The sequence below is a fragment of the Chitinophaga sp. XS-30 genome (assembly GCF_008086345.1).
Lineage (GTDB): Bacteria > Bacteroidota > Bacteroidia > Chitinophagales > Chitinophagaceae > Chitinophaga.
The window spans coordinates 571,620-591,673 of record NZ_CP043006.1; the positions used below are offsets into that span (position 1 = coordinate 571,620).

General features: G+C 47.8%; 16 protein-coding genes. 7 read left to right on the forward strand and 9 right to left on the reverse strand.

Annotated elements, in window-relative coordinates; all coding sequences use genetic code 11:
* Positions 1 to 54: 54 nt before the first annotated feature.
* Positions 55 to 888, forward strand: a complete 834-nt coding sequence (locus tag FW415_RS02335) for a glycosyltransferase (RefSeq protein WP_148382692.1) — start codon at positions 55 to 57, stop codon at positions 886 to 888.
* A 44-nt stretch (positions 889 to 932) separates the two neighbouring features.
* Positions 933 to 1,634, forward strand: a complete 702-nt coding sequence (locus FW415_RS02340; protein WP_148382693.1) for a methyltransferase domain-containing protein — start codon at positions 933 to 935, stop codon at positions 1,632 to 1,634.
* 16 nt (positions 1,635 to 1,650) lie between these two features.
* Here the strand turns inward: FW415_RS02340 and FW415_RS02345 are convergent, their stop codons facing one another.
* The gene (locus FW415_RS02345; RefSeq protein ID WP_148382694.1) at positions 1,651 to 2,691 is read right to left on the reverse strand and encodes an alpha-L-fucosidase; all 1,041 of its coding nucleotides are present in this window, start codon (positions 2,689 to 2,691) and stop codon (positions 1,651 to 1,653) included.
* Positions 2,692 to 2,761: 70 nt separating this feature from the next.
* Between FW415_RS02345 and gmd the strand changes: the two genes are divergently transcribed.
* From gmd to FW415_RS02360, 3 genes are all read left to right on the forward strand, one after another.
* Positions 2,762 to 3,871 (forward strand): GDP-mannose 4,6-dehydratase, encoded by a 1,110-nt coding sequence (gmd, locus tag FW415_RS02350; RefSeq protein WP_148382695.1) that lies wholly within the window; start codon positions 2,762 to 2,764, stop codon positions 3,869 to 3,871.
* Between the two features lie 2 nt (positions 3,872 to 3,873).
* A complete protein-coding gene (locus FW415_RS02355) occupies positions 3,874 to 4,794 on the forward strand; it encodes a GDP-L-fucose synthase (protein ID WP_148382696.1) in 921 nt (306 codons plus the stop codon).
* A 91-nt stretch (positions 4,795 to 4,885) separates the two neighbouring features.
* Positions 4,886 to 6,472 (forward strand): capsule assembly Wzi family protein, encoded by a 1,587-nt coding sequence (locus FW415_RS02360; RefSeq protein ID WP_148382697.1) that lies wholly within the window; start codon positions 4,886 to 4,888, stop codon positions 6,470 to 6,472.
* Positions 6,473 to 6,566: 94 nt separating this feature from the next.
* On the opposite strand, the gene FW415_RS02365 is transcribed toward FW415_RS02360, so the two are convergent.
* Both FW415_RS02365 and FW415_RS02370 read right to left on the reverse strand, forming a co-directional pair.
* A complete protein-coding gene (locus tag FW415_RS02365; RefSeq protein WP_148382698.1) occupies positions 6,567 to 7,511 on the reverse strand; it encodes a hypothetical protein in 945 nt (314 codons plus the stop codon).
* 3 nt (positions 7,512 to 7,514) lie between these two features.
* On the reverse strand, positions 7,515 to 8,951 hold the full coding sequence (locus FW415_RS02370) for an MBOAT family protein (protein ID WP_148382699.1): 1,437 nt from the start codon (positions 8,949 to 8,951) through the stop codon (positions 7,515 to 7,517).
* A gap of 981 nt (positions 8,952 to 9,932) precedes the next feature.
* On the opposite strand from FW415_RS02370, the gene FW415_RS02375 reads away from it, so the two are divergent.
* Positions 9,933 to 11,825, forward strand: a complete 1,893-nt coding sequence (locus FW415_RS02375; RefSeq protein ID WP_148382700.1) for an ABC-F family ATP-binding cassette domain-containing protein — start codon at positions 9,933 to 9,935, stop codon at positions 11,823 to 11,825.
* Here FW415_RS02375 and FW415_RS02380 read toward each other — a convergent pair.
* Positions 11,822 to 12,283: a hypothetical protein gene (locus tag FW415_RS02380; protein WP_148382701.1), complete on the reverse strand. Its 462-nt coding sequence runs from the start codon at positions 12,281 to 12,283 to the stop codon at positions 11,822 to 11,824. The two genes, FW415_RS02375 and FW415_RS02380, sit on opposite strands and share 4 nt — an antisense overlap.
* Before the next feature lie 277 nt (positions 12,284 to 12,560).
* Between FW415_RS02380 and FW415_RS02385 the strand changes: the two genes are divergently transcribed.
* Positions 12,561 to 13,679 carry an acyltransferase family protein gene (locus FW415_RS02385; protein ID WP_148382702.1) on the forward strand — a complete coding sequence of 373 codons (1,119 nt, stop codon included), beginning with the start codon at positions 12,561 to 12,563 and terminating at the stop codon, positions 13,677 to 13,679.
* A gap of 135 nt (positions 13,680 to 13,814) precedes the next feature.
* Here FW415_RS02385 and FW415_RS02390 read toward each other — a convergent pair whose 3' ends face one another.
* The 5 genes from FW415_RS02390 to FW415_RS02410 all read right to left on the reverse strand — a co-directional run bounded on the left by FW415_RS02390 (position 13,815) and on the right by FW415_RS02410 (position 20,047).
* On the reverse strand, positions 13,815 to 15,224 hold the full coding sequence (locus tag FW415_RS02390) for an RtcB family protein (protein ID WP_148382703.1): 1,410 nt from the start codon (positions 15,222 to 15,224) through the stop codon (positions 13,815 to 13,817).
* A gap of 29 nt (positions 15,225 to 15,253) precedes the next feature.
* Positions 15,254 to 15,454 (reverse strand): hypothetical protein, encoded by a 201-nt coding sequence (locus tag FW415_RS02395; RefSeq protein WP_148382704.1) that lies wholly within the window; start codon positions 15,452 to 15,454, stop codon positions 15,254 to 15,256.
* 108 nt (positions 15,455 to 15,562) lie between these two features.
* Positions 15,563 to 16,108 carry a DinB family protein gene (locus tag FW415_RS02400; RefSeq protein WP_148382705.1) on the reverse strand — a complete coding sequence of 182 codons (546 nt, stop codon included), beginning with the start codon at positions 16,106 to 16,108 and terminating at the stop codon, positions 15,563 to 15,565.
* Between the two features lie 1,028 nt (positions 16,109 to 17,136).
* Complete coding sequence (locus FW415_RS02405) at positions 17,137 to 18,219, reverse strand: PA0069 family radical SAM protein (protein WP_148382706.1); 1,083 nt, start codon at positions 18,217 to 18,219, stop codon at positions 17,137 to 17,139.
* Between the two features lie 49 nt (positions 18,220 to 18,268).
* Positions 18,269 to 20,047, reverse strand: coding sequence for a hypothetical protein (locus FW415_RS02410; protein WP_148382707.1), 1,779 nt, complete (start codon positions 20,045 to 20,047; stop codon positions 18,269 to 18,271).
* Positions 20,048 to 20,054: the final 7 nt, after the last annotated feature.

Genomic DNA, 20,054 nt, shown 5'->3' on the forward strand with positions numbered 1-20,054 from the left:
ATTATCTTCCTTAATATTTCAAAAAATAATACATAAAAGTTTCTAGTGCGATCTATGAGTAAGTTTGAGTTTTCTGTACTTATACCAGTGTACTTAAAAGAAAATCCTTCATATTTCGATGTTGCGTTATCAAGCATTGTAAATCAGACCTATCTGCCTGCTGAAGTTGTAATTGTGGAAGATGGGCCACTGACGAATGAGCTCGATACCATTATTGACGATTATTGCGGTCGGTTTCCCGGTCTTTTCAATATTATAAAGCTGGCACAAAACCAGGGAATGGGAGCTGCCATGAACATTGGACTTCAAAATTGTAAGTACGAATGGGTGGCACGCATGGACTCTGACGATATTTGCCTTAAAGACCGTTTTCAGAAACAGGTAAGTTTCCTCCAGAAACACCCGGAACTGGATGCATTAGGCAGCTTTACCGAAGAATTCCGCTCCCAGCCGGGAGATTTCGGGAAAATACGCAAGCTTCCCACTTCCCATGCAGCTATTCTTGAATATGCCAAAAGGAGAAGCCCAATCAACCATATGACCATAATGTACCGGAGGAAAAAAGCTATTGAGGCCGGTGGCTATTGGGACAAAAAAATATTTGAGGATTATAATCTATGGTACCAAATGCTAAAAATGGGTTGTAAATTCAACAACCTTGAAGAAGTACTGGTGGATGTAAGGGTTGGTAACAATATGGTAGGCCGGCGCAAGGGCCTGAATTACTTCAAACAGGAATTCGGATTCTTTAAACAAATGAAAAATGAAAAATTTATCAATACTGCCCAATTCCTGGAAGCAATCAGTGTCAGATTTCTTTTCCGTATCATGCCGAAGGTGCTGCTTGAAAAAGTGTACTATCTACTGCTGAGAGATAATAAGAAGTGACGGCAATCTTTTACTCACGATCTCAAAGTTTAAATTACACCCATATGAGTGAATCAATTTACAATGATGGAGAATACCTTGCAAATAACCCTACCTGGCATATGGAAGATTCTCCTTGGAAAGCTTCCAATATTGTGAGACTAATGCGAAAAAATGAACTTGACATTAAAAGTATCTGTGAAATAGGATGTGGCGCAGGCGAAATACTAAACCAGTTATGGAATAAGCTGGATAACAGCATACAATACCACGGTTACGAGATATCTGGCGATGCCTATGTGATGTGTAAAGTCCGGGAAAAAGAACGCTTGCAATATGTGAACGCCGATCTACTCGCGGAAAATAACAAAGACTTCTATGATCTGCTGCTCGTGATTGATATCTTTGAACACATTGAAGATTACTTTTCCTTTCTGAGAAAATGCAAAAACAAAAGCACCTATAAAATATTCCACATCCCCCTCGACATCTCTGTACAAACCGTACTCCGGAACTCCCCTTTTTTAGTTAACCGGCAAAAAGTCGGACATATCCACTATTTCACAAAAGATCTTGCACTCGAAGCATTAAAAGACACAGGGTATGAGATCATAGATTACTTCTATACCGGCACAGCTACTGAACTTGCTGCAAAATCCATAAAAGGGAAACTGGCAAAATGGCCAAGAAAAATACTCTTCTCCATAAATCCAGACCTCACAGTCAGGGTATTGGGTGGATATTCTCTGATGGTACTTGCAAAATAACCTGCTTAGAAACTATTTAAAGGTCGGGCTTGATAGCCTTTTGGATAGCCACCAGTTGGTTCAACTGGGCTTTATCTAGGCTGCCGTCCCTGTAAAGGGTCATTTCCATTGTGATTACACCACCGGCCTTGTTACATCTCCTGATATAGTCTATCAGTTCTGGGGTAGGCTTTCTTACGCCAGGCTGTGCCCATCTAGGTCCACCAATATAAGAAACAAGGTGCCATTGCTTCCCATCTAGGAACCGCCCTTTCGTAGGTATTTCCCAAAAACTGTCCATTTCCCCTGCCAGATAATCGTCGTATTTGGTATAGAACTGGACCTTAGGATTCACACCGGAATTGAATGCAACGATAGACGCAGGATTGCCAGCCTTCAGCGCCTTGGCCAAGAAACCCAGATATCTGTCATTATATCCGATAAAAGGATAACTACCGTCCACCCACCAGCCGGTTATTTTATTTTTATACCGCATGCTTAAATCCCTCAATACAGTTGCCCATTTTTTTACAAACAAATCATTCATTTTGAAAGGAACCGTTTTTGACTGGTAAAAGCTGGGGTTATTCAGTGCTTTACTTGCCTTTCGGTCATTTTTGGGGCCGTCTCCGGTTACGTATAAAAATAGTTTGATATTATATTTGGAAAGAGCCTTATAAAGATCCAGAATAAGATCTCTACGCGGCGTTGCATCTCCCCTTTTGTAACCTGTCAACTTTTCGTAGGTGGCGTTAGGAGTACAAAGGTATTTATCTATTTGTAAGGTCGTAAACAGTACGTATCCCGCTCCGGTCTGATGCACTTGTGATGCAAACCTCTCCACATCAAAATCATTGATACAAGAATCCCAATTAGTTTTTTTCCCCTGATTCCAGGGTTCAGCTCCATTCTGCAATTTGTGGAGATAATGTACAAAAATGCCATACTTGGAATTATAAAACCAGTCAAGCGTTTTGCCTGAAGTTCTATTTTGCGAATGAAGAGGTTGTAAACAAAGGAAAGATATTGAAAATAGAAATAATATCTTCAACCTAAATGGAATTAAATTACACTTCATCGCGAAAGGGTTATTTTTATAATATATTTGCAAGATTCATACCAGTTATTTAATTCTATTGCGAGTTATTATGAAAAAAGCTTTAATTACAGGTGTAACAGGACAGGACGGTGCATACCTTACAGAATTTCTCCTGAAAAAAGGTTATGAAGTACATGGCATCAAACGAAGAAGCTCCCTATTTAACACTGACAGGATAGACCATCTATATCAGGATCCCCATGAAAAGAATGTAACTTTCAAACTTCATTACGGTGATCTTACCGATTCCACTAACCTAATTCGCATTATCCAAGAAGCACAGCCCGATGAAATTTACAACCTCGGCGCCATGAGCCACGTGCAGGTGAGTTTCGAAGCTCCTGAATACACTGCCGATGCGGATGGCGTCGGTACACTGCGCATATTGGAAGCAGTTAGGATGCTTGGCCTCACTAAAAAAACGAAGATCTACCAAGCTTCTACTTCCGAATTGTACGGCTTAGTCCAGGAAGTCCCCCAATCGGAAAAAACGCCCTTTTACCCGCGCTCCCCATACGCAGTAGCCAAGATGTATGCATTCTGGATCACTGTCAACTACAGGGAAGCTTACAATATGTTCGCCTGCAACGGCATCCTTTTCAACCACGAAAGTCCATTGCGTGGCGAAACCTTTGTTACGCGCAAAATAACTCGCGGCATCGCGAAAATGTCGCTTGGCATGCAGGATAAACTTTACATGGGCAACCTGGACGCTAAACGCGATTGGGGTCATGCCAAAGATTATGTGGAAGCGATGTGGCTGATCCTGCAGCAGGATCAGCCGGAGGACTTTGTGATCGCCACCGGCACCACCACCACAGTGCGTGACTTTATCATGATGGCCTTTGCAGAAGTAGGCGTTAAACTGGAGTTTACCGGGGAAGGCGTAAATGAAAAAGGTATTGTAAAAACAGCCGCTTCAAATAGTCCTCTGAAGCCAGGACAGGAAGTGGTAGCCATTGATCCGCGCTATTTCCGCCCCACGGAAGTAGACCTTCTAATAGGAGATCCTACCAAAGCGCAAACCAAACTGAACTGGAAACCTAAATACGATCTGCCCGCCTTGGTAAAAGAAATGGTAGCGGCCGACGTAGATCTCTTCCAGCGCGAGAAGTTACTAAAAGACGCAGGTTTCAAAGTATTAAACCAGTTCGAATAACGATGCAACCACAAGATAAAATATACATCGCCGGCCATCGTGGAATGGTCGGCTCTGCCATCAAAAGAAGGCTGGAAACTGCCGGGTTTACCAACTTTGTAACCCGTACATCAGCTGAACTGGATTTACGGGATCAACAGGCAGTAGAAGCGTTTTTCATAGAGGAAAAACCGGCCTACGTATTCCTTGCCGCGGCGAAAGTCGGCGGCATCATGGCCAACAACACCTACCGCGGTGAGTTCCTTTATGATAACCTGATGATCCAGAGTAATGTGATCCATCAGGCTTATAAAACCGGTGTAAAAAAGCTGATGTTCCTCGGTTCTTCCTGCATCTATCCGAAAATGGCACCGCAGCCGCTGAGGGAAGAATATCTGCTCACCGGCCTGCTGGAACCTACAAATGAGCCATACGCTATCGCGAAGATAGCCGGCATTAAAATGTGCGATGCCTATCGTGCGCAATACGGATGCAATTTCGTATCTGTTATGCCCACCAACCTCTATGGCCCGAACGATAGCTACGATCTGAATAACTCCCATGTACTGCCAGCCCTGCTGCGCAAGTTCCATGAGGCCAAAATCAACGGCCATCCTGAGGTTGTCGTATGGGGCACCGGCACACCTAAACGGGAATTTCTGCATGCGGACGACATGGCGGATGCCTGCTTTTACCTTATGCAGCATTACGATGAGGAAGGCCTTGTGAATATCGGCACCGGCGAAGATATCAGTATCGGCGAACTTGCACAGCTTATTCAAAACATTACCGATTACAAAGGCAAGCTGGTATTCGATCATACCAAACCCGATGGAACGCCCCGCAAACTGATGAATGTATCCAAACTGAATAGCCAGGGCTGGAAAGCGAAGATTGGCCTGGAAGAGGGAATAAAAGCGGTGTACAAGGAGCATTTTTCCTGATTCACAAAAAACAACGCATCAAACAGCATGTTCATATATTTGCGCATCTTAAGGCATAGTTTTTGCCATCCGTGAACCAAACTGCCCTCGAATGAAGCAACTCCTCCGGATAGCCGCATGTATTTTGCTGGCTCTCCCAACCATGGCCCAGGAAAAACTACCGGTAATCGCCCCTTATCACGCGCAAAACATAAGGGAACTCTACCTGGATTCCGTTAACCATCATACCGCCCTCAAAACCATCCTGCATGAGGATACCAGCGCCATGTACACACAGGCCGACAGCATCAAACGCAGTTGGTTTCACCGCAAACTTTTCAAGGAGCATCTCTTCGAGTTCCGCGAACCGGATTTCAATTTTTTTGTGGATTTCTTGCCGGACTTTCAGATCGGCCGTAGCAACAGAGGTAAAACCCTCTGGCTGAACACCCGTGGCGCCCGCGTACAAGCCAACATCGGAAAGAATTTCTACTTCGAAAGCTCTTTCTATGAGAATCAGGGCGTATTCCCCGCGTATATCGACAGTTTCGTAGCAAGAAAAAGGGTAATCCCCGGTCAGGGGGAAATAAAATACAACGACAAAATCGGCAAAACCTACGATTTCGCTTACGTCAACGCCCTTCTCTCTTACACACCAAGCAAATACCTCAACTTCACCTTAGGCTACGGCACCAATTCCTATGGCGATGGATACCGCTCCCTCATCCTCTCCGATATTGGTTTCAGCTACCCCTATCTGAGAATAACAGGCACTCTGGGCCAATTCCAGTACACCTCCATGTGGGCACAGTTCATCGACCAGCAGGGACTCTCATTCGGACAAGCATACGAAGGCATCGGCTACCCAAAAAAATGGGGCGTATTCCACTTCCTGGATTGGAACGTCTCCAAAAAGCTCACCATCGGCGTGTACGATGCCGTGATCTGGCCGGATACCGACACCGCCGGGCGCAAAAGAGGTTTCGACTGGAGCTACATGAACCCTATCATCTTCCTCCGCCCCGCTGAATACTCCGCCGGCTCTTCTGATAACTCGATGTTGGGCCTTAACGCCAAATACAAGCTCTTCCCCAAGACTACTGTCTACGGCCAGTTCATGATCGATGAATTCAAAATAAAGGAAATGCTCAGCAGTGATGGCTGGTGGGGTAACAAATGGTCTGCCCAACTGGGCTTCCGCTCCTTTGATCTCTTTAAGGTCCCTAAACTAGACTTGCAGGGAGAGCTTAATATCGTGCGTCCGTTCACGTACTCCTACAGTAACACACGGACCAATTACGCCCATTATAATCAATCGCTCGCCCATCCGATGGGCGCCAACTTCAAAGAAGTGCTCGGCATCGCCTCCTACACCTACAAAAGATGGTTTATCAGAGGCCAGGTCACCTATGCCAACTACGGCCTTGACTACGACCAGACCACAAGCTATGGGCAGGATATCTTCAAGCCTTATACGAACCGCATAGGCGAATATGACAACCGGATAGGCCAGGGCCTGAAAACAGATTTCCTCTACGGCCAGGGTACCATCGCATTTGTACTTAATCCAAAATACAACCTCCGTGTAGAGCTATCAGCCGCCGGACGCCAGGAGAAAAATGAACTGGAAACCAGGAGAGAGTTTATATTCTCCTTTGGATTAAGGAGTTCCTTCCGGCAATTTTACTACGATTTTTAAATTAGGACATCCATAGCTCTAAACACCCAAGGTTAATTGGAAAATTTTTCAGCCCGCCAAAGATTTATTCACCCCGAAATAGAAATAAAAGTTGCTAAATGCTTTCGGCTAATAGTAACTCTTTAATTGTTTTTAGGAGTTTCGTTGTTCTTAGGTCTCTTCCGGTTTTATTCAGGTGATACACTGTATCAAAAAACAAACTGTCAGGGTATACTAGCTGATGAGGGCTATTTAGTATAGGAATTCTCAAATCTCTCCGCAAATCAACATCGAGGTCTGACAGTGTTTCCCTATTTAAAGTATAAGCAGATTGTGCGTAGCAAGGATACAAAAAAAAGATATCGGCACCATTTAACATAATTTTTTCTGATGCTTCATTGATTTTTTCTATCCCATCCCAATAGTCATATGCAAGTCGATTTCTATCATTTAGCGATGGAGGAGCTTTCATTTTAAGATGTGCAACAACATCTCCATATGTGTTAAACGATGTATTCGCATAAACAGACTTACTTGGTTGGCGGCCAAGTACCTTTGACATTAATTGCGTTACAAGGAATGTTTTGTTCACCTTCATATTGTCAAACTTTCTGTCAAAAAAATGCTTTAAATCATAAAGCAGGTTACGCTCAAAATAACTGTTAGCCGGTGGAAAATATCCAGCTGAGGCCATCTGCAAATTATACCTTCCCTTTCCAGCATAATACTCTGGTGACAAAAACACAATATCACCTTCTGTGACTACAGATTTCAACTCATTAAGGATGAAATCCAGCCCCAATCCGGCATGTAACCCTAAATTAACCACTGGTATCTTGATCTCATCTTCTATTCTTTTGCTATCAATTCCAAATGCCAAATTTGATCCACCTGCCAGTATTATTCTCCTGCCAGTTAAACTTTCCAGTCTATTATGCTTTGCTACTATTGCGCCTACATAGTTAAACTCCTCCGGTTCACTTAACTCAGTTCCTAAAAAACAGATTACAAGAAATGCTACGATTGAAAATTGCATTAATCTTAACAGAAAAATCTTCATAGACTAAAACTGAAAATAAATAAATTGCTGCTCACGACTGCCCAACACAATAATTGTTACAATAAGCATACAGTAAAAAAACCATCTGACAGGCCGATGCCAGCTTAATCCTGTCGTTGCTATTGCATATGGTTGCTCTCTTCCCTGCCATTCAACAATTATAAAAATAAAGATAGCAAAAAGCAGTGTTCTAGGAAGTACTTCTGGTTTTGTAAAAAAAGTCGGAGAAAAAATACCCGCTACGTATGCAAAAGCATTATTCAGATTTTCAGAACGAAAGAAAATCCAAGCAAGCGCTACAAGCAAAAATGTACTTCCCATTTTATACATATCTCTTAAGGAAGGTAAGAGTTTCCCTTTCGCAACAATATCCAAATTCGTTCTATTCCTACCAAAAAGTAATAGTGGAAGAAAGTACATGGCATTTAACCCTCCCCAAAAGATGAAAGTCCAATTAGCACCATGCCAGAATCCGCTTAGCAAAAAAATAATAAACGTATTTCTTATCACCTTTAGCTTGCTAACCTTGCTCCCCCCAAGGGGGATATAAACATAGTCCTTAAACCAAGTTGATAACGAGATATGCCATCTCCGCCAAAACTCAGCAATATCTCTTGAGAAATATGGATAGGCGAAATTCTTAAGCAATTCAAATCCAAAAAGCCTGGCAACTCCAAGTGCAATATCAGAATAGCCCGAAAAATCTCCATAAATTTGAAACGCAAACAAGATAGCGCCGACAAATAGTGTACTGCCATTATAGTTTGCGTAATCTCCAAAAATCATGTTAACATAAATAGCACAACCATCTGCAATTACTATTTTCTTGAATAATCCCCATAAAATTTGCCTTAATCCATCAACAGCATTTTCTAGATTGAATTGTCTACCATTTGATACTTGAGGTAATAAATGTGTCGCTCTCTCAATAGGCCCCGCAACAAGCAACGGAAAAAAACTTACAAAGACCGCGTAGTCTACAAACTTATAGGTTGGCTTTGTCTTTCCGTTATAAATATCAAATACATAAGATAACCCATGAAACGTATAGAAGGAAATCCCAATTGGCAAAATAAGCTGTAAAGTCCATACATTTGGTTGAAGCCCTACAGCACTTAACAGTTCAGCAAATGATTCAATAAAAAAATTATAGTATTTAAAAAAGCCTAAAAAACCGAGATTGAAAAATACACTTATATACAGCCAATTTCTTTTACCCTTCCGAGTTAAAGCATTCTCTATCTTCAATCCAGTGAAATAATCCAAAAAAATGGAAAATCCGAGTAAGAATAGAAAACGATAATCCCACCAACCATAAAATACGAAACTCGATACAAGAAGAATCCAGTTTTGGGCAACTAAGTTATTCCTTGCAACAAACCAGTATAAAATAAAAACAATTGGAAGAAAAAGAGCAAATTCAAAAGAATTAAATAGCATAAGGAATGGGCGATAATTTTTTATGTAAAATTACCCTATTATTAACCTTTCTAAAGTTCCGGTTGATATAGGATATTTCTCACTTTTTTTAGAAACAGTTAATAATATATATGTAATATTCTGTATCACGGGTATAAAATGTCAAATATAGTAAAAATTACTACCATCTAAACATTTCCTATTTTTAAATTATAGAGCAATATAGACTCGGAAAATAAATATTCTTTCTTATTTAAAAGCTTGGAGGAGGGAAGCCCTTTCAAATAATTTTATCAGAAATTCTATACATTATACATATAGGTATATAAAATGCGTGTAAAATTGGCCCAGACCACCGCCTTTTTGTGGAACGATGATCATACACCCTGTGCTGTTCCGATAGAGTTTTTTTGCAGACGTTTGGTAGTAGGGTGAAAGTACCATCGGATACCTCTCCCACAAAACCTCCATACCCACCCCAAACAACAATAAAAAAATCACACAAAAATTCCCCCGTGTATTTCGGACAATTAACCGAAATTTAAACTGTACTTCTTAACTGCATAACTATGGCTGGGCTTCTCTTGAATTTGGGCACCATCGCTATCGTCTTCATCGCCTGCTTCTCCTTCGCATGGCTGATGAGAAAGATCGAAAAAGCGAAATGACAATCACGTAAACAGGCATTTGAATCACCCTATGCTTTCTGCCTGAGAAAAAAACTAAAGCCTCCCGAAACCGGGAGGCTTTTTTATCTCTTTCCAATAAGGGGATACAAACACAAGAATGCTTCTAATGGATAAAGGCCGCTGATACTGGCAAATACTCGGGGAAAAAGTGCATCCCTCCTTGCCCGGCCTTTCAATTCTCACAGGAAGCACAGCTTGATTCATATATCCTTACCTTCAATAGAACCTAATGCTGTTGTGGCTTTCAAGATATGAATATACGAAATCATCCCCGAAAATCCCATATCCCCCCGAAACACCCTAACTTCGCACCATGCACTACGTAACGGTCGAGGGGCTGACCAAATCATTCGGTATCACCCCGCTTTTCGAAAATATTTCCTTCCATATAGAAGAAGGCGACAAAATCGCCCTCGTGGCCCTCAACGGCACCGGAAAATCTACCCTCCTCAAGATCCTCAGCGGCAAAGAAACGGCCGACAGCGGCAAAGTCTGGATACACAAAGATGTCACCGTCGTGATGCTGGAACAGACCTCTGATTTCAAGCTGGACCGCTCCGTACTGGAAAACATCTTCGATCACGATCATCCCATCCTCAACGCCATCAAGGAATATGAACTGCTGACCGATAATGACGAGGAACCGGATGCCACCGCCCTCACCAATGCTATCGACAAAATGGACGAGCTGAATGCCTGGCACTTCGATGCCAAGGTCAAACAGATCCTCGGCAAACTCAATATCCACCACATGGAACAGCGGGTGGGCACCCTTTCCGGCGGCCAGCAGAAACGCGTGGCGCTGGCCAAAGTACTGATCGATATCGGGTTTGAACATAAACATACCCTCCTGATCATGGACGAACCCACCAACCACCTGGACGTGAGCATGATCGAATGGCTGGAGAATTATCTCGACCAGGAAAATGTGACCCTCCTGCTCGTGACGCACGACCGGTACTTCCTGGACAGCGTCTGCAACGAGGTTATGGAGCTGGATGACAACACCCTCTACATCTACAAAGGCAATTACGAGAACTACCTGGAAAAGAAAGCGGCCCGCGAGGAGTCCGACAAGGCCAGTACCGAAAAGGCCCGCAACCAGTACCGCAAAGAGCTGGAATGGATGCGCAAACAGCCCAAAGCCCGCACCACCAAATCCAAATCCCGCATAGACGCGTTCTATGACGTGAAGGAAAGGGCGGCCAAACGCATCGAACAGCAACAGCTGGAGCTGAACGTGAAAATGACCCGCCTCGGCGGCAAGATCCTCGAACTGAAAAAAGTCTACAAATCCTACGACCGCCTCAACATCCTCAAAGGCTTCGATTATACCTTCAAAAAGGGCGAACGTGTGGGCGTGGTGGGGAAGAACGGCGTGGGCAAATCCACCTTCCTCAACCTCCTGCTCGGCACCGAAAAAGCGGACTCGGGCAAGATCAATGTGGGCGATACCGTGGTGTTCGGCAATTATTCCCAGGAGGGGCTGATCATTAAGGAAGATGTACGGGTGATCGAATATGTGAAGAACATCGCGGAGAATTTCCCCCTGGCGGACGGCACCAAGGTGAGCGCGGCCCAGTTCCTGCAGCTTTTCCTGTTCACCCCGGAAAAACAATATACTTATATCTCCAAGCTGAGCGGTGGCGAAAAACGCCGCCTCCACCTCCTGTCCATCCTCTTCCGGAACCCTAACTTCCTGGTGCTGGATGAACCGACGAACGACCTGGACCTCCCCACGCTGAACATCCTGGAAGAATTCCTGCAATCCTACCAGGGCTGCATCATCATCGTGAGCCACGACCGGTACTTTATGGATAAACTGGTGGACCATCTCTTCGTGTTCGAAGGCGATGGCGTGGTACGCGACTTCCCCGGCAACTACAGCCAGTACCGGGAATGGGAGCGGGACCAGGAAAAGGTCAAAACACCCGAAACACCGGTGGAAGAGAAACCAAAGGAACCGGAAAAACAGGAACAGAAGCTCCGCAAAATGTCTTTCAAGGAAAAACGCGAGCTGGAACTGCTGGAAAAGGAGATAGCAACGCTGGAAAACGAAAAGAAACAGCTGGATGCCCAACTGGCGGACGGCACGCTCCCCTACGATCAGCTGGAAAATGCGTCGCGCCGCATCGGTGAAGTGATGCAGTTACTGGATGATAAAGGTATGCGTTGGCTGGAGCTGAGTGAAATGACGGCTCCCTAACGGCTGTCAGGCGGGGGCCAGTCTACCTTGATGGGCTGCAATACGCCTTCCTCATTCACGCAAAGGGTACCGGTTTCCTGATCAGCCGGATCAATGGCGAAAAGCTGCCCTGCCCGGTTCTCCGGCGCAGGCGGCAGAAAATGCCGTTCCAGGATGGCTAATGCCCTTATGGGGGATATGTTTTGCTTCAGCAGGCGGATGGCCATTCCGGTCATTGTACGGTAAAGCTGCCGGTTTTTCTCCTCAGGCGCTACGGAGCGGTACACAGCAGATGCGATCCGCGAGGCTTCCCCAAGGATGTTCGCGTTCTCCATCGTCCGCCGGAATGCGGGGTCTTTTTTCACACGGCGGCCCGTCAGCGAGCTTTTCAGCCGCGCATAGTATTTTCCCTGCATCTTGTAGAAACAGACCATACCAACCGTGCCGGTGAAGTACACAGGCCCTGCTTGCTTAGCCATAACAGCATGTTTTTGAAGAATGAAAAACTCTTGTCAATTTAATGCATACACCGCATCCCGCGACAAACTTTAACAAAGTGAGCGGCGCAAAAAGCCGTCATTAACATCTGCCGCCGTAGCAAACCCGTAGCAAACCCGTAGCATACCCATAGTATATCCATGGCATACCCGGGTCATACCCATGGTTAAAGCGCATGAACTCTCCGGAAAACTGCCTGCCCGCTATTAATAAATCCGAATTATCCTTAGCTTTAACCATAAACCCGAGCCTTACTATATGAACCAAAATCAACGCTTCCTTTCCCTCGATGTTTTCCGGGGCCTTACCGTTGCTTGCATGATTCTCGTGAACACGCCCGGTAGCTGGACCTATGTATGGGCGCCCTTGCGCCATGCCGGATGGCACGGCTGTACGCCCACCGACCTTGTATTCCCCTTCTTCCTGTTTGCCGTGGGCAATGCCATGAGCTTTGCCATGAAGAAGTTCAATACCATGAGCAATGCCCAGGTATTGGGGAAGATCTTCAAACGCACCGCCCTGATCTTTGTGATCGGCTTCGTGCTTTCCTGGTTCCCTTTCGTGAAATACGATAACGGCAGCCTGGTGTTCAAAAGCCTGGAAAGCCTCCGCATCCTGGGGGTACTGCAGCGCATTGCCCTGTGCTACGGCATAGGCGCCCTGCTGATCCATTTCCTGAAGCCCAAAGGGGCCCTGATCGCTACGGCGGTGTTGTTATTAGGATACTGGGCGGTATTATGGGCCTTCGGCGGCAGCGACCCCTACAGCCTGGAAGGGCATATCGGCCTGCAGGTGGATAAAATGATATTGGGCGAGAGCCATATGTACCACGGCGAAGGCATCGCATTCGACCCGGAAGGACTGCTGAGCACCCTGCCTGCGGTGGGCAATGTGGTGCTGGGTTACTGGGTGGGCTGGTTCGTGCAGCGCAATATGCATTCCCCCACCATGCTCATGCGGCTGGTAGCAGGTGGCAGCATTCTCGTGGCAACGGCTATCGTCTGGGGCATCGCCTTCCCGATCAACAAAAAGATCTGGACCAGCTCCTATACCCTCTACACCGTAGGCATTGCCACATTACTGCTGGCGATTTTTATTTATTTTATCGAGATGAGAAAAGTGCGCGCCGGCACTTACTTCTTCGAAGTGTTCGGCAAGAACCCGCTGTTCATTTACGTGATGTCCGGCGTGGTAGTGAAGTTATACGGACTGATCATTATCGGCGATCAGAATTTCTATGGATGGCTGTACACGCATGTATTCCAGGCCGCATTCGGCGATTACCCCGGCTCTTTCCTGTTCGGGATATTCCATGTGCTGCTGCTCTGGCTTCTGGGTGTGTGGATGGATAAAAAGAAGATCTATATCCGGGTGTAGATACCCGTTTTATACAGAGCGGGGGCTGTCCACATTCTGGACAGCCCCCGCTTTTTTATCCAGGATCCGATAGAGCCGCCGTTGGTGTGCTTTCCGGCACCACATACTTGCCTGGCATAAGCGCGGCTCCTGCCCCTAATCTTCCCGCGGCCCTCCGTCAGCCATCCGCACGATCTTCGGGTAGAACCGGCCGACAATATCCACCAGCGCGGTCTGCGCTTTCATCACGGTGGCAATGTCCTTATACGCGCCCGGCGCTTCGTCCAGTCCGCCGCCCACCAGCGTTACCCCATGCTCTTTCAGCAGCCTGGTCAGCTCATGCCTGGTGAACGACTGGTTCGCCTTTGCCCGGCTCATCTGCCTTCCCGCACCGTGGGACGCGCTATCCAGCGATGCGGCTGCGCCCCGCCCCCTGACGATGAAGCCCGGTGCGGTCATAGAGCCGGGAATCACGCCCAGCACGCCTTTACCGGCCGGCGTAGCGCCTTTCCGGTGAACGATCACCTCCTCGCCCTGATGGGTCTCTTTCCACGCGAAGTTATGGTGGTTCTCCACCCTCGCCAGCAATTGTCCCCCTACGGCTTTGATCAACCGTTTATGAATGTGATGGTGACAGGCGGAGGCATAATCTCCGGCCAGGTTCATGGCCAGCCAGTATTCCTGCCCTTCTTCACTGTCCATCTCCAGCCAGGCGAGATGCTGGACTTCCCGCGGCAACGGCGTGATCTCCCGCGCCACTTTGGTGTAATGCCCTGCGATCTGTGCCCCCAGGCCCCGGGAACCGGAATGCGACAGCAAAGCGGTGTACAGCCCGGGAGCGAGCGACCATTCGTTATCCGCATCCAGGATGTCTGCCAGTCCCCATTCCACAAAATGGTTGCCGGAACCGGAAGTGCTCAGCTGGTCCGCAGCCTTTTGCTGCAGATGTTTCAGCAGGCTGATCTCCCCGAAGGCCGGATGCTCCAGCACTTCATCTTCCAGCCGCGGTTTCCATCCCGCTCCTGCGCCGAATACCGTACCGGCGATCAGCTCCCGTTTAAAAGAGGAGGCCCGCTTTTCGAGCTGCTCATGCGGGATATCCAAAATGCTCAGGCACATCCTGCAGCCGATATCTACCCCCACGCCGTAGGGGATCACGGCATTTTTCACCGCCAGCACACCGCCGATAGGCAGGCCGTAGCCATGATGGGCATCCGGCATCAGCGCCCCGCCGGCGGTTACCGGCAGGCGCATGGCGTAGTCCATCTGGCTGATGGCGCCTTCGTCAATAAATTCCCGTCCGTACACGGCATAGTCTGCCGGTGCTTCGTTCAGCGGGATATCCGTTATCTCCTCTACGATCAGCTTTTCCGCGATCTTTCCGAGGTGTTCGTCTGCTCTGTATGCTTCCGGCTCCTGCAGCACTTGCTGCAGCAGGTCCAGCGCATCTTCCTGTGAATGATGTTTATAGTGCTGCTCCATCACGGTGATGGCCACACTGATGACCGGGGACTCCGGGAACCCGATGTTCCGGAGGTCTTTACCCCGCAATTTTAATTTTGCCATGTTTGTTGTATCAGCCGGCTGATATCATGTCAGCCGGTATTCTTCTTCAAATACTGTTCCTTTCTGTGCTGCTCTTTCTGCGGCCCTGTGGTATGGGACAGGAGCGCCAGCAGCAGTTTGCCGCCATTGTTGTCGTACTGTCCGTCGTACCGCACGTTATAGATGGTGGACAGTGCCGCGAGGCGGCCTTTGCGGGTATCGATGTATGCGGTTTTTCTTTTCCTCTTCATATTCATTCGTTTTTGGGAACAGGGCGATTGAAAAAGCCCGGCTTACACAGCCGGGCCTATAACCTGTTCGTGTAAATCATTTGTTTTTATATCAGCACGCCGCTTTCCTCATATTGCTCGCGCAGCTCCAGCATTTGTGACTGGTGGCGGGCGATGTGCCGGGTGAGGAAATAGATGTATTGATAGATATCCAGTTTTCCGAGATCGTTCACGGGTCATCTCCGTTTTCACCAACCGGCCTTCCCCATTTTTGAGCAGGCTGAGGTTGTACATGCATTGTGCGAACTGTTGCTTGAGCAATGCCCTCACTTCGGCCATATCTCTGATACCGCTGGGTTCCAGGTGATCCGGGTTTACCCATCCGAAGGATTTGCTGCTCACGGTCTCTATCTGCCGGAACTTTTCTTCATAGTCATGCGGGGCCATCAGGATGAGGCCGTCCAGCTTCCGCGCCAGCGCCCTGCGGGTGCTTTTATTGATGATGAGCAAGAGGAAGTAGTTGGTCAGGCTAATGTGTTCCAATACCTCGCGAATGTTCCATTGTTCCGGTGACGGTTTGAAATGCAGCAGATCCTCATCCGCCTGGAACCAGCGGTCCAGTTCCCGGAAGTTGTTTATCAGGGCCTCTCTTACAAATTGTACTACGTTTCTCATTGTACTTGTTTTTGGGGCAATCACTTTCTCACAAAAAAGCGGTTACCATGTTTATATATAGATGTTCGTATTGTCCTTTTTTCCTGCAATCGCCTTCTCAAAGAAGGTTGCTATGTTCTGTTCCTATTGTCCTTCTCCTCCAATCTCCAACTCTAAAGCGGTTACCATGTTATATACTAATCATATTCTCCGTTTTCCACAGGCCCATAAAAAAGCCCGGTGCGCTTTGCTGCGGACCGGGCCATATAACGTTAAACTTCCGTTTACATCATAACATACCTTCTCCGCCGGGACTGTATCGCATACACCTTTCCCCTGGCGCTTTTGCCATGCTTAGCTTCTCTACAGATACTATGTTTGTCAGTTCCTTCTTCATTACATCACTAAAACAAAAAAGGCCCCGCAGTTGCTGCGGGACCTCTGTTATATCTTCGGATAACTTCTGTTAATTCCTGTTATAACTGCCCGCAATCAGCCTCTCCGCCTGCTTTTGCATGCGTGTTGAGACCATTACCTTAAAAATACAATTGCGTGACACTGCTTTCAGTTTTGTTTTATCTAATGCAAAAGTAAAGAGTATTTTTCTTCTGTCACAATTTTTTTGATTAAAAAATTGTTTCTTCTGCATTTTTTTTATAAACCGCATTCGTCATGTCAAAATGAAGCATCCGGTCCTGTAAACAGTATTCGTCAGTAGTATGATTCCCCATAACATATAGCAGTGGTATTATTCCCCCGTTTGCCTGAATTGAATCATTCACATTATGCTGGCGGCATTCCTTTCATGCCTTCGCAACCGCGTCCTATACCTGCAAAGTTCATTCCATTTACCGCCCATCCATTACCTTTCCCGCTGAATACTACCACTTTAACTTTTATCTAACGGCGGCTGTTAAATCTCCCGAAGCGGCGGCGCTACCGGACGGCCACACTGGATACAACATTTCTATTACATGCCTGACAGCCTCAGGCCCCACCGTCGCAAGCACTTACCCGCCTCCCGGCTAACGACAATCCTGTACATCTCCCTAAAACAATCTCAACTGGCTCTGCGGCCGCTGGAACAGGCTGGTATTGAACTCGAACCGCTCCTGGTTAAGCCCCAGCCGCTTCGCCTGCACCCTGAACTGCTGCCTGATCAGGTCGGCAAAGTTACCATCGCCCCGCATACGCCGCCCGAAATCGCTGTCATTCACCTGCCCGCCATGGAGGCTCTCGATCATATGCCACACCTTATCCGCCCGGTCAGGAAAATTCTTGTATAACCAGTCGTTGAAAATGATCTTCACGGCATCGTTCAGCCGTACCACCGTGTACCCGGCCTGCTTCGCCCCATGCTCCGCCGCGGCCTCCAGTAACCGCGGTATCTCGTGATCGTTCAGCCCCGGAATGATCGGCGCCGTCATTACCCCCACGGGAATACCCAGCTCGCTCAGGTCCTTCAGCACCCGCAACCGCTGCACCGCCGTAGCAGTACGCGGCTCCATTTTCTGCCGCAGGTCTTCCTGCAACGTGGTGATGGACACAAATACACAGACCAGGTTATGCTCCGCCATCTTCTGCAGGATATATTTATCGCGCAGCACCAGCGCATTCTTTGTGATAATGCCCACCGGCTGCCGGTACTCCCAGGCCACTTCCAGCAACTGACGTGTCAGCCACATCTTCCGCTCCAAAGGCTGGTAACAGTCCGTATTGCCCGAAAGGGAAATAGGCTTCGGCACCCATTTTTTATTTTCCAGGAACTTGCGCAGCAGATCCGGCGCATTCTGCTTCGCCACGATCTTCCGCTCAAAATCAAGCCCCGCACTGAACCCCCAATATTGATGAGAGTTCCGGGCATAACAATAAATGCAGCCATGCTCACAACCCTGGTAAGGGTTCATGGAATACCACATGCCTACATCGGGACTATCTACCTTGTTGACCAGCGTTTTGGCGCGCTCTTCGAAGATCTGTGTTGGGGTGTCCGCCTGCCACCATTCATCTATCCCCTCGATATGCTCCTGCGCATATTCCTGCGCCAGGTACCTGTTCTTCGGGTTAACCTGGGCGCCTCTGCCTTTATAGTAAGGGTTCTCTTGCGGTGCATCGGAAAATGGGATGGTCATCTGCACTAATAATTTTAGTAAAAATACTAAATTTATTAGCTTTAAAAAATTAAATTATTTCCATCTGCTTCATGAGGAAAGTAGCGTTCTTGTTCCGCGCTATGCCGGGCCGCATGCGGTAGTCGAAATGCAGCCGGCCGTTATCCAGACTGCTTTCAAAGCAGTAATTGCGGATCTGCTGCGGATATTCCTGCTCCAGCCCGCCCAGCTCCAGGTCGTGCGTAGCGATCATACCCAGACAGTTATATTGCATAAAATGCCGGATCAGCTCCCGGGAGCCTGCCAGCTTGTCTTCCGAGTTCGTGCCTTTCAGTATCTCATCCAGGATAATAAAAACGGTCTCCCCGCTCTTCAATACCCGGATGATTTGTTGCAGCCGTTGTAATTCCGCCTGGAAATAAGACGTATGCCGGGCGATGGAATCGCGGATGCGCATGGAGGTCATGATCCGCAGCGGGTAACAGGAGAAGCCGGCGGCACATACCGGCGCACCGGTCATCGCCAGCAGCCAGTTCACACCCACGCTGCGCAGGAAAGTGCTTTTGCCGGACATGTTCGAACCGGTAATGATATGGAATTGCTCCCCATGCCCGATACTGCCGTCGTTCGCCACACATTCCCCCGCCGGGATCAGCGGATGCCCGATCCCACGGCCGCTCACTCCCGGCGTTCCGCTGATCTCCGGGTAAGCATATGCCGGATGGTTATACGCAAAGGTGGCCAGACTATTGGCGGTCTCCAGCTCGGATATCACATTGAACCATTCATCCACGCCCTTGCGGTACGCGGATTTCCAGCGTTCCAGGCGATAGGCGCAATGGAGATCGTACAGGATGAAAGAGTTCAGGAAAAAGCCTACCAGCAGGTTCAGGCGCTGGTCCAGCAGATTGCTGATGGCGGCCAGCCGGTGCAGCGCTTCATCGGCTTCGGCGGCGGTACGCTGCCGTGCTTCCAGCCAGGGAACGCCTTCCCACTCCGCCTGCCGGATCATCCGCAGCAACACCGCGAATTTCCGCAGCAGCTTCTCCTTGTTGGATAACAGCAGGTGCTGGGTATTGACCTTTTTGACATTCAGCAATAATATCGCCCAGTTGACGGCCAGTAAAAATATGATCGGTGCATAATCGCCGCTATAAGCGTAATACGCCACCGCGCCCAACAGCAGCGCCGGAATAGCCCAGCAAAGCACCAGCAACACCCTTCGGTGCCGGAACGCCATCGGCGCGTCCAGCCACTGGCGGATGGATTTGACATCATCTTTCCCTTCGCCCGATAATTGTGCATGAGCCGTATAATCCTGCCGGAAACTGATCTGTGCGGATAACTTTTTTACCGCTTCCTGCATGGCCCTGATCTCCCCGGCATCCTGCAAGGGTTGCTGCAGCGAACGGGCCAGATGCGCCCGGCCGGAAAGCGTGCCGGTACGGTTCAGGAACTGGAAAAGAGAAGAAGGGCCGAACACATCCAGATCGCCGGAGAAGTCATGCCGGTCATCCATAAACTCTTCACCGTTTTCAAAATCGGATTGATGATGGGTGACAACTTTCAGCTCTTTTTCATTCAGGCTGAGCAGCGCCTGCAGCAATGCCTGCCGGTCCTTTCCCCGCTGATAGAAGACCAGCGACACCACAAAAGCGATCACCAATGCCATGGCGATCAGCAGCCAGGTCAATATAAAGGCGGAAGCCACATACTGATAACCGAAAAAAAGTATGCCGATAAAGCATACCAGGCGGACCACACTGAGGTTCCGCAGATGTGCCGCTGTCTGTGCCAGTTGCTTGTCGAATACGCTGATGCGTTGCTGATAAGTTGATGCGGGTTGCATGGCGGAA

What these genes read in the sequence shown, in the direction of transcription:
- gmd (WP_148382695.1), top strand. Translation starts at nt 2,762, where the DNA reads ATGAAAAAAGCTTTAATTACAGGTGTAACAGGACAGGACGGTGCATAC.
- FW415_RS02370 (WP_148382699.1), bottom strand. Translation starts at nt 8,951, where the DNA reads ATGCTATTTAATTCTTTTGAATTTGCTCTTTTTCTTCCAATTGTTTTT.
- FW415_RS02365 (WP_148382698.1), bottom strand. Translation starts at nt 7,511, where the DNA reads ATGAAGATTTTTCTGTTAAGATTAATGCAATTTTCAATCGTAGCATTT.
- FW415_RS02340 (WP_148382693.1), top strand. Translation starts at nt 933, where the DNA reads ATGAGTGAATCAATTTACAATGATGGAGAATACCTTGCAAATAACCCT.
- FW415_RS02360 (WP_148382697.1), top strand. Translation starts at nt 4,886, where the DNA reads ATGAAGCAACTCCTCCGGATAGCCGCATGTATTTTGCTGGCTCTCCCA.
- FW415_RS02335 (WP_148382692.1), top strand. Translation starts at nt 55, where the DNA reads ATGAGTAAGTTTGAGTTTTCTGTACTTATACCAGTGTACTTAAAAGAA.
- FW415_RS02405 (WP_148382706.1), bottom strand. Translation starts at nt 18,219, where the DNA reads ATGACCATCCCATTTTCCGATGCACCGCAAGAGAACCCTTACTATAAA.
- FW415_RS02345 (WP_148382694.1), bottom strand. Translation starts at nt 2,691, where the DNA reads ATGAAGTGTAATTTAATTCCATTTAGGTTGAAGATATTATTTCTATTT.
- FW415_RS02380 (WP_148382701.1), bottom strand. Translation starts at nt 12,283, where the DNA reads ATGGCTAAGCAAGCAGGGCCTGTGTACTTCACCGGCACGGTTGGTATG.
- FW415_RS02385 (WP_148382702.1), top strand. Translation starts at nt 12,561, where the DNA reads ATGAACCAAAATCAACGCTTCCTTTCCCTCGATGTTTTCCGGGGCCTT.
- FW415_RS02400 (WP_148382705.1), bottom strand. Translation starts at nt 16,108, where the DNA reads ATGAGAAACGTAGTACAATTTGTAAGAGAGGCCCTGATAAACAACTTC.
- FW415_RS02355 (WP_148382696.1), top strand. Translation starts at nt 3,874, where the DNA reads ATGCAACCACAAGATAAAATATACATCGCCGGCCATCGTGGAATGGTC.
- FW415_RS02410 (WP_148382707.1), bottom strand. Translation starts at nt 20,047, where the DNA reads ATGCAACCCGCATCAACTTATCAGCAACGCATCAGCGTATTCGACAAG.
- FW415_RS02375 (WP_148382700.1), top strand. Translation starts at nt 9,933, where the DNA reads ATGCACTACGTAACGGTCGAGGGGCTGACCAAATCATTCGGTATCACC.
- FW415_RS02390 (WP_148382703.1), bottom strand. Translation starts at nt 15,224, where the DNA reads ATGGCAAAATTAAAATTGCGGGGTAAAGACCTCCGGAACATCGGGTTC.
- FW415_RS02395 (WP_148382704.1), bottom strand. Translation starts at nt 15,454, where the DNA reads ATGAAGAGGAAAAGAAAAACCGCATACATCGATACCCGCAAAGGCCGC.